The sequence below is a fragment of the Corynebacterium choanae genome (genome assembly GCF_003813965.1).
In the GTDB taxonomy this organism is placed as follows: domain Bacteria; phylum Actinomycetota; class Actinomycetes; order Mycobacteriales; family Mycobacteriaceae; genus Corynebacterium; species Corynebacterium choanae.
In genome coordinates this window covers 558,754-577,798 of sequence record NZ_CP033896.1, presented here as the reverse complement: position 1 = coordinate 577,798, position 19,045 = coordinate 558,754, and the positions used below count along the sequence as shown (strand labels likewise).

Genomic DNA, 19,045 nt, shown 5'->3' with positions numbered 1-19,045 from the left:
GCGATACCATGACCGAAAACTCCACACTGCTTACCCGGGTCTTCGACCAGCTCGCGTCAGATATCGTCAGCGGCACCTATATGGAGGGTTCAACATTTACCCTCAACGATATTTGTGATCGCTTCGGGATCTCCCGGACGGTTGCCCGGGAAGCGATGCGGGCACTCGAACAAGTCCACATGGTGCGATCCTCCCGGCGGGTAGGGATTACGGTACTTCCCCAATCAGAATGGTCAGTGTTTGATCCACGAGTGATTGCCCACCGGCTGGGTAATGCGGAAGAACTTCCTCACCAGCTGCGCAGCCTCACCGAACTGCGAATCGCGGTAGAGCCTGTGGCTGCGGCGGCAATGGCTGATCACGCCACGGAAGAAGAACGCGAAGAGTTATTGACGATCGCGAAGAAGCTGCGCCGCCTCGGGGAGACAGGCCGCGGCGATAGTCGCGAATTCTTAACCCTCGACATTGAATTCCACATTCTTATCCTGCGCAGCTCCCGCAATGAGATGTTTTCAGCGCTAGCACCGGCAGTCGCCGAAGTGTTAAAAGGCCGCACCCAATTCGGTCTGCAGCCGGCGCATCCTGCGGCAGAAGCCCTTGATCGGCATGATGCTGTCGCAGAATCGATTCAACGCGGCGATCGGGCAGCAGCAGAAATGCACTCCCGTGCCCTGCTCACCGAAGTCACCCAGGCGCTTGCCGACGTGTAGCCCGCTGCGAGAAAACCAACTGGTGTTTTCCCCTGTCGGCTGCCCCGCTAGGAAGCACCGGCCACAGGAAAATCTAGTCCTGTAGGAAAATCTAGTCCTGTCCTAAAGCAATGCTGCGGAAGGCAACAGCTTGAGCAGCCACCTTCCACAGCAGGCAACATCGCCGCAGCACAAAAGGCTTTGCACTCAGCAACCAACACAAGCCAAACCAAGTCATTGGGCGGTGGCTGAAAAGAGCATCATCCTCTTTTCAGCCACCGCCCAATATTGTGTTCCCTCGTTTCCCAAGAGATCACTGCGGAGCACCGTGACAACTAGGGTGCCTGGATCCCCTGCTGGGTGTGCAGGCACCAGCTGTAAGCACAGCGATGCGTGCTACAGCATGCAGCTAACACAGCCTTCCACCTCGGTGCCGGTCAACGCAGTCTGCCGCAGGCGAATGTAGTAGATTGTCTTAATCCCCTTGCGCCAAGCATAAATCTGCGCCTTATTGATCTCGCGGGTGGTCGCTGTGTCCTTGAAGAACAATGTCAACGACAAGCCCTGATCCACATATTTCGTCGCCACCGCATAGGTGTCGATGATTTTCTCATAGCCAATCTCGTAGGCATCTTTGTAATACTCAAGATTGTCGTTGGTCATATAGGGCGCCGGATAATACACCCGCCCAATCTTGCCTTCCTTACGGATCTCGATCCGGGAAGCGATCGGGTGAATCGACGAGGTGGAATTGTTGATATAGGAAATCGAGCCCGTCGGCGGCACCGCCTGCAGATAGCGGTTAAACATGCCATATTTGGCCACATCGTCCTTCAGCTGTGCCCACTGCTCAGCAGTCGGGGTAGCAATCGACGACTCTGCAAACAGCGCTTTCACCTTCGCTGTGGTCGGTGCAAACTCAGCTGGATCAAACCGGTCAAAGAACTCGCCAGTGGCATATTCAGACTGTTCAAACTTGGCGAAACGCTGGCCACGCTCTTTCGCGATTTCCATCGACGCCTTGATGCACTCGTACATCACCGCCGCGAAATAGGCGTTGGTGAAGTCCAGCCCTTCCTCACTGCCATATTCGATACGCTCCCGGCCAAAATAGCCGTGCAGATTCATCTGTCCCAAACCGATTGCATGGGCAGCATCGTTACCTTTGCGAATCGAAGGCACCGAATCGATTGAAGTCTGCTCCGAGACGGCTGTCAGCCCGCGAATAGCGGTACGAATCGTCGCCGAGAAATCAGGCGAATCCATCGCCTTGGCGATATTCAGCGAACCCAAGTTACAGGAAATATCTTCACCCACATGCTCATAGGTGAGATCCGCATTATAGGTCGACGGGGTAGAGATCTGCAGGATCTCACTGCACAGATTCGACAGCGTGATGCGGCCGGCCTTCACCGGATTCGCCCGGTTCGCGGTGTCTTCAAACATGATGTAGGGATAACCGGATTCGAACTGGATTTCCGCCAAGGTTTGGAAGAATTGGCGGGCGTTAATCTTCGACTTCCGGATCCGTGGATCTTCCACCATTTCATGGTAGTGCTCGGTGATTGGCACATCCGCAAATGGTTTGCCGTAGACCCGTTCCACATCGTAGGGAGAGAACAAATACATGTCCTCATTCCGTTTTGCCAGCTCAAAGGTGATATCTGGGATTACCACCCCTAACGACAGCGTCTTGATCCGGATTTTCTCATCCGCGTTTTCCCGCTTGGTATCCAGGAAGCGCAGAATATCGGGATGGTGGGCGGAAAGATACACTGCCCCGGCGCCTTGCCGGGCACCAAGCTGGTTGGCGTAGGAGAAGGAGTCCTCCAACAGTTTCATCACCGGGATGACACCAGAAGACTGGTTTTCGATGCGTTTAATTGGCGCCCCTGCTTCCCGCAGGTTACTCAGCAGCAACGCGACCCCGCCGCCGCGTTTCGACAATTGCAGCGCCGAATTGATGCTGCGCCCAATCGATTCCATATTGTCTTCGATCCGCAGCAGGAAGCAGGACACCGGTTCACCGCGCGCAGCTTTGCCGGAGTTGAGGAAGGTCGGCGTCGCCGGCTGGAAGCGACCCGACATAATCTCGTCGACGAGCGATTCGGCGAAAGCTTCATCGCCGGCGGCAAGCTTTAATGCCACCATGCACACCCGGTCTTCGTAGCGCTCCAGATAGCGCCGACCATCGAAGGTTTTCAGGGTGTAGGAGGTGTAATACTTGTAGGCCCCAAGGAAGGTGGGGAAACGGAACTTTTTCGCATACGCCCGTTTAAACAGCGACTTGATAAACCCAAAGTCGTAGGCTTCAACAACCTCCGGCTCGTAGTAGTTGTTCTCCAGGAGGTACTCGAATTTTTCTTCCAAATCATGGAAGAAGACCGTGTTTTGGTTGACATGCTGCAAAAAGTATTGGTTTGCAGCTTCCCGATCCTTGTCGAACTGGATCTGGTTGTTCTCGTCATAGAGATTCAACAACGCATTGAGCGCGTGATAGTCCAACTGCTCTCGCTGGCTCACCGGTTCGGCAACTTTTCTTCCGAGGGTGCTCATGTGCTCTTCGATCTTCTTCCTGCTCGAGGTAAAAAACATGGTGCGTTTCGCACCAATGGCAACCGGCGGTGCGGGATGGTGCCGGTGTGGTAGACGTCTGCCGCGGGAAACAGCTGCCAGGTTGCCTGTACCGGGTTGACTCGGTGCGGGCATCGGCTAGTCGGGTGCAACCGCAGGTTTCGCCAACTATTCGCGCAGCAGCTCCCCGTGCTGGTGTCGATCACGCCACCGCGGGGTATTAGCCGCAGACGACGATACCGGATTGGGCGCACACGACAGGTGCGAATGCACGCTTGTGACCACCCGGCAAGCTGCTTGTTCAGGTTTACTAAAACCCCTGCTAGGCGGCGGGTTCTAACCCTAAATCTGCAGCGTATTCAGCAAGCCCTGACCGGACTTTTGTGACATCTTCGGGGGTACCCATTAATTCGAATTTATAGACGAACGGCACGTGACATTTCGCGCTGATGAGGTCTCCGGCAGTGGCATAGTCCGGACCGAAGTTGGTGTTGCCTCCGGCGATAACACACCGAATCAACGACCGGTTGTGCGGATTGTTGAGGAATTTAATGACTTGAATGGGTACCGGTTTTGGTGCCCCACCCCGTATGGAAACCCCTCCCCCGTAGGTTGGGCACACCAACACGTAGGGCTCGTTGACGACGAGCGGCTCGTCGCTGGCTTTGATGGGGATCCGGGCACTTGGCAAACCAAGCTTGCTCACGAATCGGTGCGTGTTGTTGGTCACCGAGGAAAAATACACTACCAGCATGGATAATCACCGGCTTTGCAGAGCGTCTGCTGCGTGTTCGCGGCAGCCTGCCAATCCTTACAGCAGGCCGCCGATAGACAACAGACGACCAAGGTTTGGCAGATGGGTAAATAAAAATCACCCTGGCTGCGGTGCGTGGATTGCTGCGTTTGTCTGTTGCTTCGGCTGCAATGCCACCGCACATCCAGGGTGAATACGTTGTGTGTTGTAGAGCGCGTCAATAGCGGCGCCCGTGACCTGTTAGGCCACAGCGGCTTGCAGCGCATCGATGCGCTCTGGGCGGAATCCCGACCAGTGATCCCCGTCGGCGACGACGACTGGCAGCTGCAGATAGCCCAGCGACATGACGTATTCCCGGGCGGTTTCATCAAGCGACACGTCGACGGAAGTGTATTCCAGGCCAGCCCGGTCAAGAGCTTTTTTGGTGAAGGTGCACTGCATGCAGGCGGGCTTGGTGTACAAAGTGATCGACATTCGTCTTAGCCTCTAACTGGTCGTGGTACGTCATCATTGCGCCTGGAATCATGATGCCACCAGCAACCACACAGCTAACAGGTGAGGATGCTGCCTGTTGTGCTTTTATCGGTGGATGCCGCAGGGGCTGCCAACACCAGCCAGCAGGTGGCTGCGAGTTGGCACAGTAGTCGGCATCGTGGTTTTGATCCCAGTGCACCATGCGCGGGCGCGGTTGTGCTTGCAGGAACGTTCATTGCAGCCATTCGCATGGAGCGATTTCGGCTGATTTGTTCTGCTAACGGGGTGTGTATGGCGTGGTGCTCGCCACCTTCCCTGCCCCGCTTGAGCAACACCCGAAACACTATACGTTGTGGCCGAAGTCCGCAACAGGCACTACATCTAGTAGTTACATCGATGAAATACGCAGGATACTTCATCGCCTTGCCCCACATCTATTGCTCGCTGCCACAGTCCCCGAATGATCCGAAAAGCACATCGATGACATTTACACAGGTCGCCACTTGCGGCCGTTATAATTTTGTTACATTTAAGGGGGATGCCCCCTGCCCCCACTCGGGGTAACACGCCCCGACGATACACAAAACCCCAGGTGAGCTGCCACGCGATTACGGCGCTGCACAACAGCAGCCGCACCTGCAACCGAATGCAACCGTCCCGGCGCGCCCCGCCTGATACGACGACAGTTCACGGCATAAACAATGACGCGGCAGGACGCACCGGGATACAGGCACTGCCACACCGCCGCACGGCCACCCCTGCGGATACCACCCGGCAGGAGTTCGATCGCCCCCTAGTGCCGCTGTGAGTATCGCCGCAGAAACAAGGAAACGCCCTGCAAAAACATATCGTTTCAAGCGATACGTTTTTGCAGGGCGCAGCGCAGCAATACTGCTGCAACGTGTAATGAGGGGTGAAGGTGAAACCGCTGAGGTTTTCCCTTCACACGCAGGTTTTAGCCCTGGCGAGCCTTGAACCGCGGATCCTTCTTGTTGATCACGAATACTTTACCGTGACGACGCACAACCTGAGCGCCCGGCTTGTTCTTCAGCGACCGCAGGGATTTACGAACCTTCATCGGGCGCTCCTTTCTTTAAACTCAGTGTTTTACCAATATTGACCGTAACAGACAACCTGCTCGTGGCTACTGCTTCGGCCGCACACTGTGAGACGAAGTTAGCAACGCTGGCCTGTTGCGAAAACAAGCTAGCTGCTACCCCGGACGATCTGATATCACTCGAGAGTGAAAGCGGCAGCTATGCTGTGCAATCTTTCGCTCGTTGAGCGCCTGAATTGCAGGCAAAATCAGTCCCCGGCGTAGGACACGAACTGCTATGTTAGCCCGCGACCGGCCAGGGATGCAAACCGGTCACCTTCAGCCAGCCCCCGGTATCATGGGCAAATATGAGCAACACACACCGTTCCGACGACTCGTCAGCGTCAATTCAGCAAACCGTCATTGACCGCAATCATGTCGCCCCCACGATTGATCCGGCCGCCGAAGTCCATCGCCGGATACGGTTCCTCGCCGACTATCTGCTGCACACGGGGCTGCGCGGCTACGTCTTGGGTATTAGCGGCGGGCAAGACTCCACCTTAGCTGGACGCCTGGCACAACGTGCTGTCGAAGACCTTCGCGAACAAGGTCATGACGCCAAATTTGTTGCTGTTCGTCTGCCCTACCGGGTGCAACAAGACGAAGCCGACGCCCAAATCGCCTTGGACTTCATCCAGCCGGATGAAACCATCACCATTAATATTGCCCCCGCCACCGATGCTCTCGCCGAACAGGTTGCTGCAAGTCTGTCGAAACCTGAGATGACCGACTTTGATAAAGGCAATGTGAAAGCACGGATGCGAATGACTGCCCAATATGCCATTGCCGGGGAATTCGACATGTTAGTCATCGGCACCGATCACGCCGCAGAGAACGTTACTGGATTCTTCACCAAGTTTGGCGACGGCGCGGCCGATATTTTGCCGCTTGCCGGACTCACCAAATCCCAAGGTGCCGCTTTGTTACGAGAGCTAGGCGCCCCGGACTCTACTTGGCAGAAAGTCCCCACCGCCGACTTAGAAGACGATCGCCCGATGCTGGCCGATGAACAAGCGCTCGGCGTCACCTACAGCGAAATTGACGCGTATCTCACAGGTGAAGAGGTCACCCCGGCTGCTAGGCAACGGCTCGACCACCTGTGGCAAATTGGCGAACACAAGCGCCATCTGCCGGTGACCCCCTTTGATACCTGGTGGACGTAACGCTATCTGCGACACCGCTTTCTACTCACCGCCTGACGCTGCTGCCAGCCTCTGGTGGTGAGTATTTTTTCACCAACTCCAATTACAGCCCCAACACCGACTACACCGCTACTCACGCAACAGCACCAAACCTGCAACAGCCGGTTAAAAAGCAAACTATTGCACATATGCCAGCGTTGCGCGGGCAGCCTGCACCAATGAAGATGCATAACTGCGACCATGGGTGAGCGTATGCACCGCCAACGGGTGCAGCTGGTGAATACACAGCCGCTCAAGGGCGGCGGAACAGTCGCCCGCGACCCGGGAATATCCAGCCACAATCTCTTCCCAATACGGCACCCCGAAGAGTGCAAGCATGGCGATATCAACCTCCGGGTGGCCGCCATGAGCCGCCGGATCAATAAGCAGCGGACCGGTGGTGGTAAACAGCAGATTGCCAGTCCACAAGTCACCATGCACCAGCACAGGATCGCGATGTGCCCAAGGCTCCGCGCAATCAAGCAGGGCGGCACAGGCTTCCTCCAACAGTGCGAATTCTTCCGGTAACAGCGTGCCAGCGTCGCGGGCAAGGCGGGCAGGGTGGAGTACCCGCTGCGCGGTGTAAAACTCTGCCCAGTGATCGGTCGGCTCACACGGCTGGGCAAGCCGACCGATATAGGTTTCCCCTGCATAGGGTTTGCCGCCGTAGCTCGGCGGCGCCCCAAATGCGGGTGCAGGATTTTGGTGCAGGGCTGCTAATGCTTCACCAGCTGCAAACGCCGCAGCCGGGGTAGGTCGCACTGGTGTCGCCTGCACCGTAGCCACGGTCGGTGCGGTGGGCAGGACCGTCACTGCTTCGCCGGTGTGCGGGTCACACGGTACAGCAACAAAACCTGGCGCATGTTCACCAAGCCACAGCAGACTGGCAACCTCATATCTGGCCATGTCTAGGGTTGCTGTCCGTTTGCTAAACACCGGTGTATTCATTCCACTCCTTGCGTTATTCTTATCCCCCATCCGCCCACAAACCCGCTCACAGGCAAACGCCCAGCCGGCGCAGCGATACCCATGTCGAGCAGTGCGCCCGCATACCTGCCCCGCACATGCCTGCCCATCGAAGCAGCATTCGCCTTCCGCAGCCCGCCAAGTGTGAGCCCCGTGATTTGGTGTATCGCTGCCCTGCCGCGGGGTGCCACAGCACACATGTGCGGCAGCAGCCCCTCCAGCGGTGGTGAAGCGCAAGCTGGCACCGAATACTGGCTATATTCCCGATCTGCTCGGCGATATCAGTAGCGCTCTGGTTCTTCCCCCAGCCGGAACTTCCGCCCCGAAATCGAATTCGGGGTGATCGTTACATAGTTGTACTTCACCGTCGGCAACCATGGCCGCAGCGGCAACGTATCGGCATGCTGAATATCCTTGGTGGCCGTCACCACCGACGCCGTCCCTTTCACGATAACTGACCAGGCAGCATCATCGGCGTAATGGTCAGCCTCAAACAGGACGTCATGGTTGAGATTGACGGTAAACAACTTCGCACCTTCAGCGGTACGGAAATAGATGATGCCATCGTCGATGACGAAGTTCACCGGGAACAGATCCATATCGTCATTCCGGCGAACGACGAGCCTGCCCAGCTGGGCAGTCGACATCAACGCCAAAGCTTCATCATCGGATAGAACAGTTACAACCTCTTGCTCACTCATGGGTCTATTGTTCCACTGTCGGTGCATCTGTGGGCGGGAACGGGCAGGTTTGCAACCAAAACGCAAAGAAAGCTGCCGATAAACCGTGACCCAGCCAACAAATGCTTGGACTTTTTGCTGTATTTCGCCCCCTGCATTGCCCCGTGATGATGCAATGGAAAAAACCAGCGGCAAGCGGGACAAACCCTATTTTTGACGCTGTTTCACTTTCTAGTGGGTGTGTTCTACGCTTAACGGAAGAAGTGTGGTATTCCTAGAGGTTATCGCACCACTGGTGTCTTAACGCCACTCACCTGCACCACGCATTCGCAGCAGCACTGTTTTTGCTTTGCAGGCAGGCGGATCTGGCACACCATATACATCGATTATCAACTAACCACCGCAGTTTTAGACCATCTCGTTGCAGCTGATCGACATGACCGCACACCGAGGTGTTGCACTCAATACAATTGGGAAGGAAGAGTGACAGAACAACCATGGCACGTGGAACACCGGGACGTCCCGCACGCATCAATATTGATCTCATCGAATCGGCAGTTATTGAAGTCGGCTTCGACAAGGTATCGACCACAGTGGTGGCGAAACATTTAGGAGTCGAGCAGTCTTCGCTCTATCGGCATATTTCCTCCCGACGTGGACTGCTGCTTGCTGCTATCCGCCGGGTGGTGGCCGACACCACATTCCCCCAGCATCATGATTCGTGGCGCAACTATTTGACTGCGATCGCTGAAACTGTGTGGAACATGCTGGAAAAGCATCCTGGGCTGGCCGGAGTGATTTTCGAACTCGACGCCCCCACCCCAGAACAGTTAACTGGCCGCACCCAAGAAACCATCGACGTCCTGCAAGGCTACGGGTTTACCGCCCAGCAGTCGCTGCGGATCTTGGAAACATTGCTGCATGTTACCGCCACGGCAGTGTTGAAAGCAGAGCATGCCGAACAGGTCATTGCGAACGCCACCAATAACACCGATCCCAGCCAACTGGAAACCATTTTGCGCATGACCCATGTGCGGGAAGATGATCGTATCTGGTGGGAGGAATGTGTCACCCTCATCCTGGACGGGGCACAATATCAGCTGGAGCGTCACTATTCTGGCGATTCTGAGCGTCGCACCCATCACGGGATGTAGCCAACAGATTCCGCACCGTTTTCAAACCTAAATAACCAGATACGACGGTGCAGCACCGCGTATCAGTAACAGCGAGCGGTCATCGCCCCGGGGAAGCTATTGCCTGGTGCCGGTGGGTTAAGGGACAAAAAGTGTGTCTGGGGGTGGGGGTGGCTGTGGGGGTTTAGATCGTTCCTTTTCTGATCCCGACGGAGTGCGTGTACTCGATGTCGATATGATTGTCGTACAGCGCGGGGCGTCCGGTTTGATGGTTTGCTTCGTTGTTGTTGACTGGGGTGAGGGTTTCTACTTTAGCGAGTGAGTCTTTGCCCCAGTTTTGTTGTTTCGCGATGATGTGGGGATCAAGCGGATCTCGGGTGCGAAAGTGGAGCCACCAGTCGATATTGGTTCGTTGACGTTCTCCTTTTCTACCGTGGTGTTGTCTGGCGATGAGTTTTAAAGGCCCGTTGATACCGCCTTCGAGGCAGTTGGTTGTGGAGGCGAACGCCTCAGGGTTCTTCGCGCTGGGATGGGGAGTGAGGTAAGCGAAGAGTTTGCCGTCTTTTGCCAGGTGGTAGAGCCTGTAGAACGCGCGTCGGGCGCGTTGATGGGTGAAGACTTTTTCTTTTCCCGGTGAGGGGTCGGTGATGGTGGTTTTTTCGTTCATCCAGCTGTTGCAGTCTTGTTTGCATTGGTGGAGGTAGTCGATCCATTGGTCGGCTTGTTCACGGGTTGTGATGCGGGTGAGCTGGAGTGCGAGTTGGTAGATGATGGTGCCTTGGGGTGTGCGGGTCGGCTGGTGATATCGCGTCGTGTGTTGCGTTGGACGTACGAGACAGCGTTGATAGGGTCTGTGGCCAGCATGAGGTCATCGCTGTGTAGGCGCCGCTCCGCCGTCAATGACTGCCATAAGTGGCGGGGTGATATCACGGATGAGTTGTGTGTAGTCGTAGGTGGTTTCTTGCTTGCACCAGCGCCAGGCAAGGACGTAGTCACGGGTTGCTGCGATGAGGAGACAGCCGCCGTTGAGGTAGGTTCCGTCGAGAAAGATTTGATCGTAGACGGGGTGGTTGTGTGGTTGGGGCACGCTGATCAGCCACAGTGGCTGGAAGTGGCGGTGAACTGTTTTCGGGGATGTGCCACGAGCAGCGGCGATGTCGGCGATGCTTTTATTGCTCGTCAGGTGGGAGATGAACTCATTCATCCAGGTTCGAGCGGTGATATCGGGCCGGGTTTTACTTGTAGAGGCACCGCAGTGGATACAACGCCATCGTGTGGTGCCTTTTGTTGTTGTGCCGTTTTTCTTTGTGGGGTTACCGCAGATACTGCAGCGGGGACGATTGGTTGACATAACCCTGAAGCCAACAGGATCTATACCATGGGGTGGTGGTGCCGTCAAGGGTTATGGAGAAAAAAGAGGGGAATAAGCTTTCTAGGCTTATTATTTTGTTGTCATTGCTGTTCAGGTGGTAGAAATCGGCGGTTTGAGACACACTTTTTGACCCTTAAGCCGTGCCGGTGGCCGCTCGGTGTTGGATTTCCCTTCTGCCACCCATCGCTCATGCCAAACGATTGGTTAAATCTTATAAAGCAGCACCACATACCAGGGGCTGAAACCCACCATGGTGGACTCCAGACAGGTTTACACCCCAGCCGACACCGGCCTTGCAACCATTCGGCCACAGGCAAGCCGCAACCGCCCACCTGCGATGGACAATCCACTCCTGTCGGAAGTTCACTCACCACAGCGTGCATCTTGGCACTTGCCCAGTGCACAGCGGCGAGCAACGTTATCGGATGGATCACATACGGCTAGGCGCAACCCTTTTTCACGGCGCCGATTGCAGCCTGTACCCACGGTGGGCGCCTGTTTCCCTGCAAAAAAAAAACAACGCCCATGCTGCCACAGGCTGATTTGTACAAACCAGCACCGTATCGCATGGGCGTTGCTCAAGTAAGGAAGTGGAGCTAACGGGACTCGAACCCGTGACCCCCACACTGCCAGTGTGGTGCGCTACCAGCTGCGCCATAGCCCCAAGAAACAGTATTGAATTCTGTGTTTGTGCGTACCACGGATCCCTCAAGCGATGATCTTCGCGTCGCCGTGGAGCTAACGGGACTCGAACCCGTGACCCCCACACTGCCAGTGTGGTGCGCTACCAGCTGCGCCATAGCCCCATATGTTGTTGTGTTGCTGCCAACTGCTTCACTGCAAGAGCGCTGCTTGTGGCAAGCGACCTGATTTATAGTACACGGGCACCAAAACGGGGAACAAATTGCCTGTTAGCACCACGCATTCCAGCGCATCCCGGCAGCGTTACCTACCACAACCGACAGCTACCCCACACGCAAGGTGAAATGCTATCACTGCTACCAGCGGTGATATGACGCAGGCGGCGAAGCTGAAGCTGCGCCTGCTGCCAGCGGCACGAAATGGCGGGTGATCGTTGCAGCGAAAACAGCCTTGCGAGCTAGCAGCGGCAGCATCCACTACGTCAGTTATCCACTCCGTGAGTGTCAACAGGTGGTGCAGCAGCCACCACACCACACCGCCGTGTTGTGCGGCTGCAAGCAAACAACACCCACCGCGGCACGAACGTGGAAGCAACGCGCAGCGATGGGTGAAAATGAAGTGCTCTATCGACAGTTGGGCGGCCTAGCTGTCGTACTTGCCGGCCACAACATCCTTCGGCCAGTCAGCGAAGGCACCTTCACTAGCAATGTTGACTGCTTTGCCGTTGATGGTCACCTGCGGGGAAGAGATCTTCCCTAATTCGCTCTTCAACTGTTCCGCATTGTTGGTAGCGACAGCTTCATAGTCGCTGTGCAACTTGTCGTCGGTGATAGCTGCCACGGTTGCATCACTAGCACCTAAGGTTTTCGCCAGGTCGGCGAACTTTGCTTCATCCCAAGCCGAATAGATCGACCGCTGGTTGTCGAACAGATATTTGCGGTAGTTCCAATACAGTTCCGCGTCACCTTGCTGGGCGACAGCCTCCGCGGCAGCGCCTGCTTTCGAGGAGTTACCCCACTGGTCGCCGTCGAGGAAGTTCAGCGAATGCACATGAACAATCAAATCGCCATCCTGGATGGATTCCAGCATCGAGTCGTCGGTGGCCTCAGCCAGCTCAGCGCAGTGCGGGCAGGAATAATCCTCATATAGGCTCACTTCCCGGGCGTCAGCCTTCGGGTTCGCTGCCTGCAAGGTAATCGTATCCCCAGCCGCATTCACGGTCACATCGCCAACTGACTGAGCGTTCGCAGTGATCGCCTCATTAGCAGCGTTTTTGCCGTTGATCACAATGTAGCCAATGACGATACCCACAATAGCGAGCACCGCCACAAGCGTGTAGAGAAAAGCATTACTTTTCTCATTGGGTTTTTTCACAGTTGATGCCACGGAAAAATTCTCGTTTCTCGATAGTATTGCTCGATAGGTTTGTTGGAAAACTTCTGTCCCACCAGCCAGCAGATGATGCCTTGTGGTGCGCTGGTTCGACACCAGGCCACCGGGGAGACCAGCTGCACGATCAGACACTGCTGCTCGCCGGCGCGGTCCACCGCAGCGAGCAGCTGGCCACTACACCAGTGCTTGGCTAGGTGCGGCGGGTGGACAGTTGCGGGAAGGCGAAGCGTTGAAACGGCCGCCACACACAGACGATCGCCATCGCGACGAAGAGAAGATCCCGCAGGATTTCACCCGCATAAGTCCAGCCGGTCACATTGGGATTGTCGCCGCCGGTACCGAAGCATCCACAGTCAATGGTCAAGCCCCGCGCCCACGCTGAGGCGATACCGGCGATAAACCCGACAAATATTACAGCACTGATCGCCCCGACGGGACGAATAAGCAGCCCGATAAGCAGCATCACCCCGAGCGCGATCTCTACAGGGGGCAAAGCGGTACCAATAAAGTTCACCATCTGCGGGCTAAACAACTGGTAGGCGTAAATGGATTGTTTGGTCGCCAGCGGATCGATAATTTTCGACCCCCCAGAGACCAGCCATACCAGCGCCAAACCGAAACGGCTTATCGCGCTGACCCAATGCAGCAGAGTGCTGTTACGCAGGTTCATAAGATAGAAGCCTAAAGCCCCACACAGCGAATGCCAATACGGCACAGCTATCCACCCCACGGCAGATAACGGGGGTTAAAGAACGCTGGCAAGACCACACTGCCCCGCACGAATCACGAAAACCCGCAGGATACGGCCAGGTTTTGGGTGTTGAGCACGGTGCAAGAACGCCCCTTGGATCACGACAGATGGCTGCCAACTATAAAGTTTGCTGTCAATCACCTTCTAGCATGCTCCACCGGTGGGGTGAGTGATGGCAGCGACAGCGGTAACCAAGCTCATAGCCGGGGCACAGCTACACCCCGGCAGCTGGTTGGCTGGCCTGCCGCAACACATAGCCACAAGCAGCACCATCCAGACGCACCTGCCGGGGTGAACCCTGTCCTGCCCACCCAAGGATGGTGGTTATCCGCCAAGCACAGCAGAGACAAGCTCTTGGGCTTCCTGCTGCACGGTGGCGAGATGATCCTCCCCCTTGAAGGATTCCGCATAAATCTTGTACTTGTCTTCCGTCCCGGATGGACGCGCCGCAAACCAGGCGTTTTCGGTGCACACTTTCAACCCGCCAAGGGCTGCACCATTGCCCGGTGCAGTGGTGAGCTTGGCCGTGATCGCCTCACCGGCCAGCGTGTCAGCAGTCACCTGGTCGGGGGAAAGCTTCTTCAACACGGCTTTCTGCTCCCGGTTGGCTGGTGCATCGGTGCGGGCATACACCGGTGCCCCAAACTGGGCGGCAAGTTCGGCATACCGCTGGGATGGGGTCTTCCCCGTCACCGCGGTGATCTCGCTGGCTAGCAGGTCAAGAATGATACCGTCCTTGTCCGTCGACCACACCTGGCCGTTGCGGCGCAGGAAGGATGCACCAGCAGACTCTTCCCCACCAAAGCCGATGGTGCCGTCAATCAGCCCGGGAACAAACCACTTAAACCCGACCGGCACCTCAACAAGTTTCCGGCCCAGATCAGCGACCACCCGGTCAATCATCGAGGAAGACACCAACGTTTTACCGACAGCAATATTGTCACTCCACTGGGAGCGGCGACGATACAGGTAGTCGATAGCGACAGCAAGATAGTGGTTGGGATTCATCAGCCCAGCATCCGGGGTGACAATGCCGTGCCGGTCAGCGTCAGCATCGTTACCGGTGGCCAGATCGAAGCTGCTGCGATTTTTCACCAGCGACGCCATCGAGTTTGGCGACGAGCAGTCCATCCGGATCGCCCCATCGGTGTCCAACGTCATAAACCGCCACGTTGCGTCGACCCGCGGGTTGACCACTGTTAAATTCAGGCCGTGTGCATCAGCGATCGCACCCCAGTAATCCACTGAGGCGCCACCCATCGGATCAGCACCGATAGTCAACCCAGAGGCAGCAATCGCCTCCAGATCCACCACATTCGGTAAATCAGCAATGTAGGCGCCCATATAGTCGTGGCGGGTGGCGCGGGAATCCAGCACCCCCTCGACCGGGGTGCGGTTTACCCCTTTCATCCCTTCAAACAAGTAGCGGTTAGCCTGCGCCGCAATCCAGTCGGTGGCATCGGTATCTGCCGGACCGCCATTTGGCGGATTGTATTTAAACCCACCATCGCGTGGCGGATTATGCGACGGGGTGATCACCACACCATCGGCTCGTTTCGGATCAGTACCGGTCACACCCCCACTGAGTTTCGCGTTATATGCCAAAATCGCATGCGATACTGCAGGGGTTGGAGTGTAGCGTCCCCGATCGTCCACCATCACTGCCACATCGTTGGCTAGCAGCACCTCAAGGGCGGAAACCATAGCCGGCTCGGACAGGGCGTGCGTATCGCGCCCAATAAACATCGGCCCGGTGATCCCTTCCCGCCGCCGATAGTCAACAATCGCCTGAGTGGTTGCCAAAATATGCTGCTCGTTAAAAGCTGTGTCCAGCGAAGATCCCCGATGCCCGGAAGTGCCGAAGGCAACCTGCTGGTCCGGATTCGACGGATCAGGGGTGCGGGTGTAGTAGGCGGTAACCACCTCGGCAATATCGATAAGGTCAGAATCCCGGGCGGGAAGACCAGCACGCTCGTGAGCCATTGTTGTCACTTCTTTCCTTGTAGTGGCACAAATCATCCAACGCCATCCCAGCCACTTCTCACAGATGCGCGCGGCGTTGGCTTAGCCCAGCCCCATCGATTTCTCCTGCCCTGCATACTGTGCAATACGCGGCACAAGGGAATCGCTGGTGCCCGGCTAAGCCAGATACGTATTCCCATTGTCCTGCACTTTGGTGCACTTCGCCACAAAAATACGCTAAATGCAAGCAGTGCCACACTGTTGCCTCGTATCCCTGCTGTGTACAACGAAGAATCTGCCCCGAAACGCAACTTTCCCCCACACGTCCCGGCACCACCTCCCCGCAGGCACAACCCCACAACCATTGATGGCTGAGCCTTGCTGTCCACACTTACGGCGTGCCGCACCAGGATCTCCCCGGCTGGCACCACCATGTCACGCAATGCGTCGCCGCGGCGCATCACCACAGTCACTGAAGTGAGTTTTCAGTTAAATTAAGGAAAATTAACTCACTGCCGGTAGGATTTTCAGCTATGTCACAGCACAGTTTCAGTGATCTTCTCGGCGCTATCGCCAGCTTCGTATGGGGACCATTCCTCCTCATCCCCCTGCTGCTGCTCACCGGGCTGTACCTCACCTTCCGGCTGCGCGGCCTCCAGTTCCGTCATCTGCTGTTAGGGTTCCGACACGGGTTCCTCGACTCCGACGATGAGGACACCGACGGCGATATCTCGAACTATCAGGCATTAACTACCGCCCTGGCAGCCACCGTCGGGGTGGGCAACATTGTCGGTGTTGCCACCGCATTATCCCTCGGCGGTCCCGGTGCATTGGTGTGGATGTGGATCACCGGTTTGGTCGGAATGGCCAGCAAATACACAGAAGCCTATCTTGGGGTCAGATTCCGAACCACCGACTATTACGGCCGCCAATCAGGCGGCCCGCAATACTATCTCAAACACGGGGTCGGCGGCCGACTCGGCACCATACTTGGGGTTGCCTTCGCAGTACTCACCCCAATTGCGGCGCTCGGCATCGGCAATCTCACCCAGTCGAACGCAATCGCGGCCGGCATGCACACCACCTTTGGTGTCGACCCGTGGATCACCGGAATCGTGATGTTTATTCTGGTCGGTACCGTACTGCTGGGGGGAATTACTGCTATCGGGAAGATCACCAGCGCCTTTGTGCCGCTAATGATTGTGCTCTACGTCGGTGGGGCAATTATTGTGCTCATCCGCAACGCGGCCGCGATCCCCGCAGCATTTGCCACCATTTTCAGCGACGCATTCACCGGTACCGCAGCCACCGGCGGCTTCGCTGGTTCTGCGATCATCCTCGTCATCCAAATGGGTGTCGCCCGCGGTATTTTCTCTAACGAATCCGGTATCGGCACAGCAGCGATTGCTGCCGCTGCCGCAAAAACCTCCCATCCCACCAGGCAAGCCCTCGTGTCCATGACGCAAACCTTTATCGACACCATTGTGGTGGTGACGTTTACCGGTTTGACGATTGTGACCACAGGGACCTGGACAATGGGCAAGGAACACGCCGCAACAATGACTGCGGCCGCCTTCGAACAAGGACTCCCCGGCCAATGGGGTGGCACTATTGTCAGCTTGTCCATTGTGTTCTTCGCGTTTTCCACCATTCTCGGCTGGTTCTATTACGGTGAACGGGCACTCCAATCACTCTTTGGCCGCCACGCGTCAGTCCCCTACCGGATGCTGTTTACCAGCCTGGTGTTTATCGGAGCGATTAGTGAACTTGGGATGGTGTGGACGTTTAGTGACATTGCCAACGGGCTCATGGCCATTCCCAACCTTATCGGCCTGCTACTCCTTGGCGGTCTCGTTGCCAAGGAAACCCGGCAATATCTCGAGTTCGATCCGAAACTCACCGCCAGCAGCGACCAGGTTGCCAGCTACTGCGCAATTCACAACATTCGTATCTGACAAGCAACCACCCTGATCAACCAGCCCACCCCGGCACCACACCAGCACCCCTGCGGTCGTTCCAACAACTCCGCAGGGGTGATCTGTGTGTTCCCCACACCGCTAACGTAGAAACACCGGACAGCAACATTCGTGTGCTGGCAGTTAGTACCAACCACCAGCAAGCCACCCGCGGAAACAACGAGCAAACAATTAGCCCTTGCCCCGGGCAACAGCAACGCTAAGCTCGACGGGTGTGAAGCAACTTCTCTTAGTCGCCGGTGGTGGTGCGGCAGGCGCAGTCATCCACCAACTGGTGTCCAACATATATGGGACACACCAACTCGGCGTGTTACTCGGTATCAACATCATCGGCGCATTCCTCCTTGCGTGGCTGCGACCGTCACCTGTTTGGGGTACCGGTTTCCTGGGAGGGTTGACTAGCTTCAGCGCATATATTGCGGCAAGCGCCAGTTCCGGCCTTTTTGGGATCGTATATATACTCATCACGCCCCTGATGTGTCTTTGTGCTGCAGCAGCAGGCAACAAGTGGCGCACCTCCGCCCGGAAAGGCAGCCGGTAGAACAACATGGATATCTCAAATTTGGCCGCGGTGGCTATGGGCGCAGGTTGCGGTGCTGCGTGCCGATATCAGATCGCCCAAGTAGCGCCACGGCTCTGGGGAACCTGGATAGCCAATATGGTGGGATGCGGACTTCTCGGGTTGTTGACAGGTTTTCCGTCCCCAAATCAGGGCAAGTCCTTGCTGCTGTTAGGCCTCATCGTTGGGGTAACAAGAGGACTTTCCACTTGGTCTTCATTTGCAGTCGAGGTAGTTGACACCTGGCAGGAAAACCGAGGCCAAGCCAGTAGTTATCTTGGCTCCACGCTACTCGGCGGATTAATAAGCTATGAGATTGCGGCCGCTGTTGCCACACACCTGTGGTGACAACACAACGCACCAGCCATTCACAAAGAATCCCAGCCGCTGGCTTGCCTAGCTCCCCGCTACCCCACCCGCGCAGCAGTCGCGGAAAAAACCTGTACCCCGTCAAACCCCCACGCACAGCACCCCACACACCACTAAACACAAAAAAAGAAAGGAGTGTGTATGCTGTCTGCTTTCCAGCAAACAACACACACACCCCTTCTACGAAACAAGTCGGCAGTGTCTTACTCTCCCACACACTCCCGTGTGCAGTACCATCAGCGCAGGTAGGCTTAGCTTCCGGGATCGGAACGGGACCGGGCGTTTCCCCACCGCTATCGCCACCGACAAACTCTATTATGAACACCATTATCAGCCATCAAACCACCCCAATAGGCTGGCTCGACCGTGCTGTGTGTGACACCGCACAGTGGACGTAGAACACTCATCAACCCAAAACATTGGGAATTTTTTTACGGCTGTTGATCATCAACCCTCGCCACACACCCTAACCTGG

Annotated in this window: 15 protein-coding genes, 2 tRNA genes, 1 rRNA gene and 1 pseudogene; 6 read left to right on the top strand and 13 right to left on the bottom strand. The window is 56.4% G+C overall.

The window, feature by feature from the left end:
- Positions 1-8 precede the first annotated feature (8 nt).
- Positions 9-710 carry a FadR/GntR family transcriptional regulator gene (locus CCHOA_RS02100; protein WP_123926232.1) on the top strand — a complete coding sequence of 234 codons (702 nt, stop codon included), beginning with the start codon at positions 9-11 and terminating at the stop codon, positions 708-710.
- A gap of 375 nt (positions 711-1,085) precedes the next feature.
- On the opposite strand, the gene nrdE is transcribed toward CCHOA_RS02100, so the two are convergent.
- From nrdE to ykgO, 4 genes are all read right to left on the bottom strand, one after another.
- Positions 1,086-3,245, bottom strand: coding sequence for a class 1b ribonucleoside-diphosphate reductase subunit alpha (nrdE, locus tag CCHOA_RS02095; protein WP_123926229.1), 2,160 nt, complete (start codon positions 3,243-3,245; stop codon positions 1,086-1,088).
- A 340-nt stretch (positions 3,246-3,585) separates the two neighbouring features.
- Positions 3,586-4,017 carry a class Ib ribonucleoside-diphosphate reductase assembly flavoprotein NrdI gene (nrdI, locus tag CCHOA_RS02090; protein ID WP_123926226.1) on the bottom strand — a complete coding sequence of 144 codons (432 nt, stop codon included), beginning with the start codon at positions 4,015-4,017 and terminating at the stop codon, positions 3,586-3,588.
- Positions 4,018-4,257: 240 nt separating this feature from the next.
- Complete coding sequence (gene nrdH / locus CCHOA_RS02085; protein ID WP_123926224.1) at positions 4,258-4,491, bottom strand: glutaredoxin-like protein NrdH; 234 nt, start codon at positions 4,489-4,491, stop codon at positions 4,258-4,260.
- Positions 4,492-5,446: 955 nt separating this feature from the next.
- The gene (gene ykgO / locus CCHOA_RS02080) at positions 5,447-5,569 is read right to left on the bottom strand and encodes a type B 50S ribosomal protein L36 (RefSeq protein ID WP_012732041.1); all 123 of its coding nucleotides are present in this window, start codon (positions 5,567-5,569) and stop codon (positions 5,447-5,449) included.
- Between the two features lie 326 nt (positions 5,570-5,895).
- Here ykgO and nadE point away from each other — a divergent pair, with 326 nt between their 5' ends.
- Positions 5,896-6,750, top strand: a complete 855-nt coding sequence (nadE, locus tag CCHOA_RS02075; protein ID WP_123926221.1) for an ammonia-dependent NAD(+) synthetase — start codon at positions 5,896-5,898, stop codon at positions 6,748-6,750.
- 156 nt (positions 6,751-6,906) lie between these two features.
- Here nadE and CCHOA_RS02070 read toward each other — a convergent pair whose 3' ends face one another.
- Positions 6,907-7,716: a fructosamine kinase family protein gene (locus CCHOA_RS02070; RefSeq protein ID WP_245992170.1), complete on the bottom strand. Its 810-nt coding sequence runs from the start codon at positions 7,714-7,716 to the stop codon at positions 6,907-6,909.
- A 299-nt stretch (positions 7,717-8,015) separates the two neighbouring features.
- The gene (locus CCHOA_RS02065) at positions 8,016-8,435 is read right to left on the bottom strand and encodes a pyridoxamine 5'-phosphate oxidase family protein (RefSeq protein WP_123926218.1); all 420 of its coding nucleotides are present in this window, start codon (positions 8,433-8,435) and stop codon (positions 8,016-8,018) included.
- A 476-nt stretch (positions 8,436-8,911) separates the two neighbouring features.
- On the opposite strand from CCHOA_RS02065, the gene CCHOA_RS02060 reads away from it, so the two are divergent.
- Positions 8,912-9,568, top strand: coding sequence for a TetR/AcrR family transcriptional regulator (locus tag CCHOA_RS02060; protein WP_123926215.1), 657 nt, complete (start codon positions 8,912-8,914; stop codon positions 9,566-9,568).
- A 163-nt stretch (positions 9,569-9,731) separates the two neighbouring features.
- Here CCHOA_RS02060 and CCHOA_RS02055 read toward each other — a convergent pair.
- The 6 genes and pseudogenes from CCHOA_RS02055 to pgm form a co-directional block, all read right to left on the bottom strand.
- Positions 9,732-10,898, bottom strand: a pseudogene (locus CCHOA_RS02055) (IS1249 family transposase).
- Positions 10,899-11,510: 612 nt separating this feature from the next.
- A tRNA-Ala gene (locus CCHOA_RS02050) sits at positions 11,511-11,583 on the bottom strand.
- Between the two features lie 69 nt (positions 11,584-11,652).
- Positions 11,653-11,725, bottom strand: a tRNA-Ala gene (locus CCHOA_RS02045).
- Between the two features lie 478 nt (positions 11,726-12,203).
- Positions 12,204-12,947, bottom strand: coding sequence for a DsbA family protein (locus CCHOA_RS02040; protein WP_164472349.1), 744 nt, complete (start codon positions 12,945-12,947; stop codon positions 12,204-12,206).
- A gap of 196 nt (positions 12,948-13,143) precedes the next feature.
- Positions 13,144-13,623, bottom strand: coding sequence for a MauE/DoxX family redox-associated membrane protein (locus CCHOA_RS02035; protein ID WP_206425812.1), 480 nt, complete (start codon positions 13,621-13,623; stop codon positions 13,144-13,146).
- Between the two features lie 405 nt (positions 13,624-14,028).
- Positions 14,029-15,687 carry a phosphoglucomutase (alpha-D-glucose-1,6-bisphosphate-dependent) gene (gene pgm / locus CCHOA_RS02030; RefSeq protein ID WP_123926209.1) on the bottom strand — a complete coding sequence of 553 codons (1,659 nt, stop codon included), beginning with the start codon at positions 15,685-15,687 and terminating at the stop codon, positions 14,029-14,031.
- Positions 15,688-16,199: 512 nt separating this feature from the next.
- Here pgm and CCHOA_RS02025 point away from each other — a divergent pair.
- From CCHOA_RS02025 to CCHOA_RS02015, 3 genes are all read left to right on the top strand, one after another.
- Entirely contained in the window at positions 16,200-17,621 is a 1,422-nt protein-coding gene (locus CCHOA_RS02025) for an alanine/glycine:cation symporter family protein (protein WP_123926207.1), read from the top strand.
- 235 nt (positions 17,622-17,856) lie between these two features.
- Positions 17,857-18,183 carry a CrcB family protein gene (locus CCHOA_RS02020; RefSeq protein ID WP_123926205.1) on the top strand — a complete coding sequence of 109 codons (327 nt, stop codon included), beginning with the start codon at positions 17,857-17,859 and terminating at the stop codon, positions 18,181-18,183.
- 6 nt (positions 18,184-18,189) lie between these two features.
- Complete coding sequence (locus CCHOA_RS02015) at positions 18,190-18,549, top strand: fluoride efflux transporter FluC (protein ID WP_123926203.1); 360 nt, start codon at positions 18,190-18,192, stop codon at positions 18,547-18,549.
- 211 nt (positions 18,550-18,760) lie between these two features.
- On the opposite strand, the gene rrf is transcribed toward CCHOA_RS02015, so the two are convergent.
- Positions 18,761-18,877 (bottom strand): 5S ribosomal RNA (gene rrf, locus CCHOA_RS02010).
- Positions 18,878-19,045: the final 168 nt, after the last annotated feature.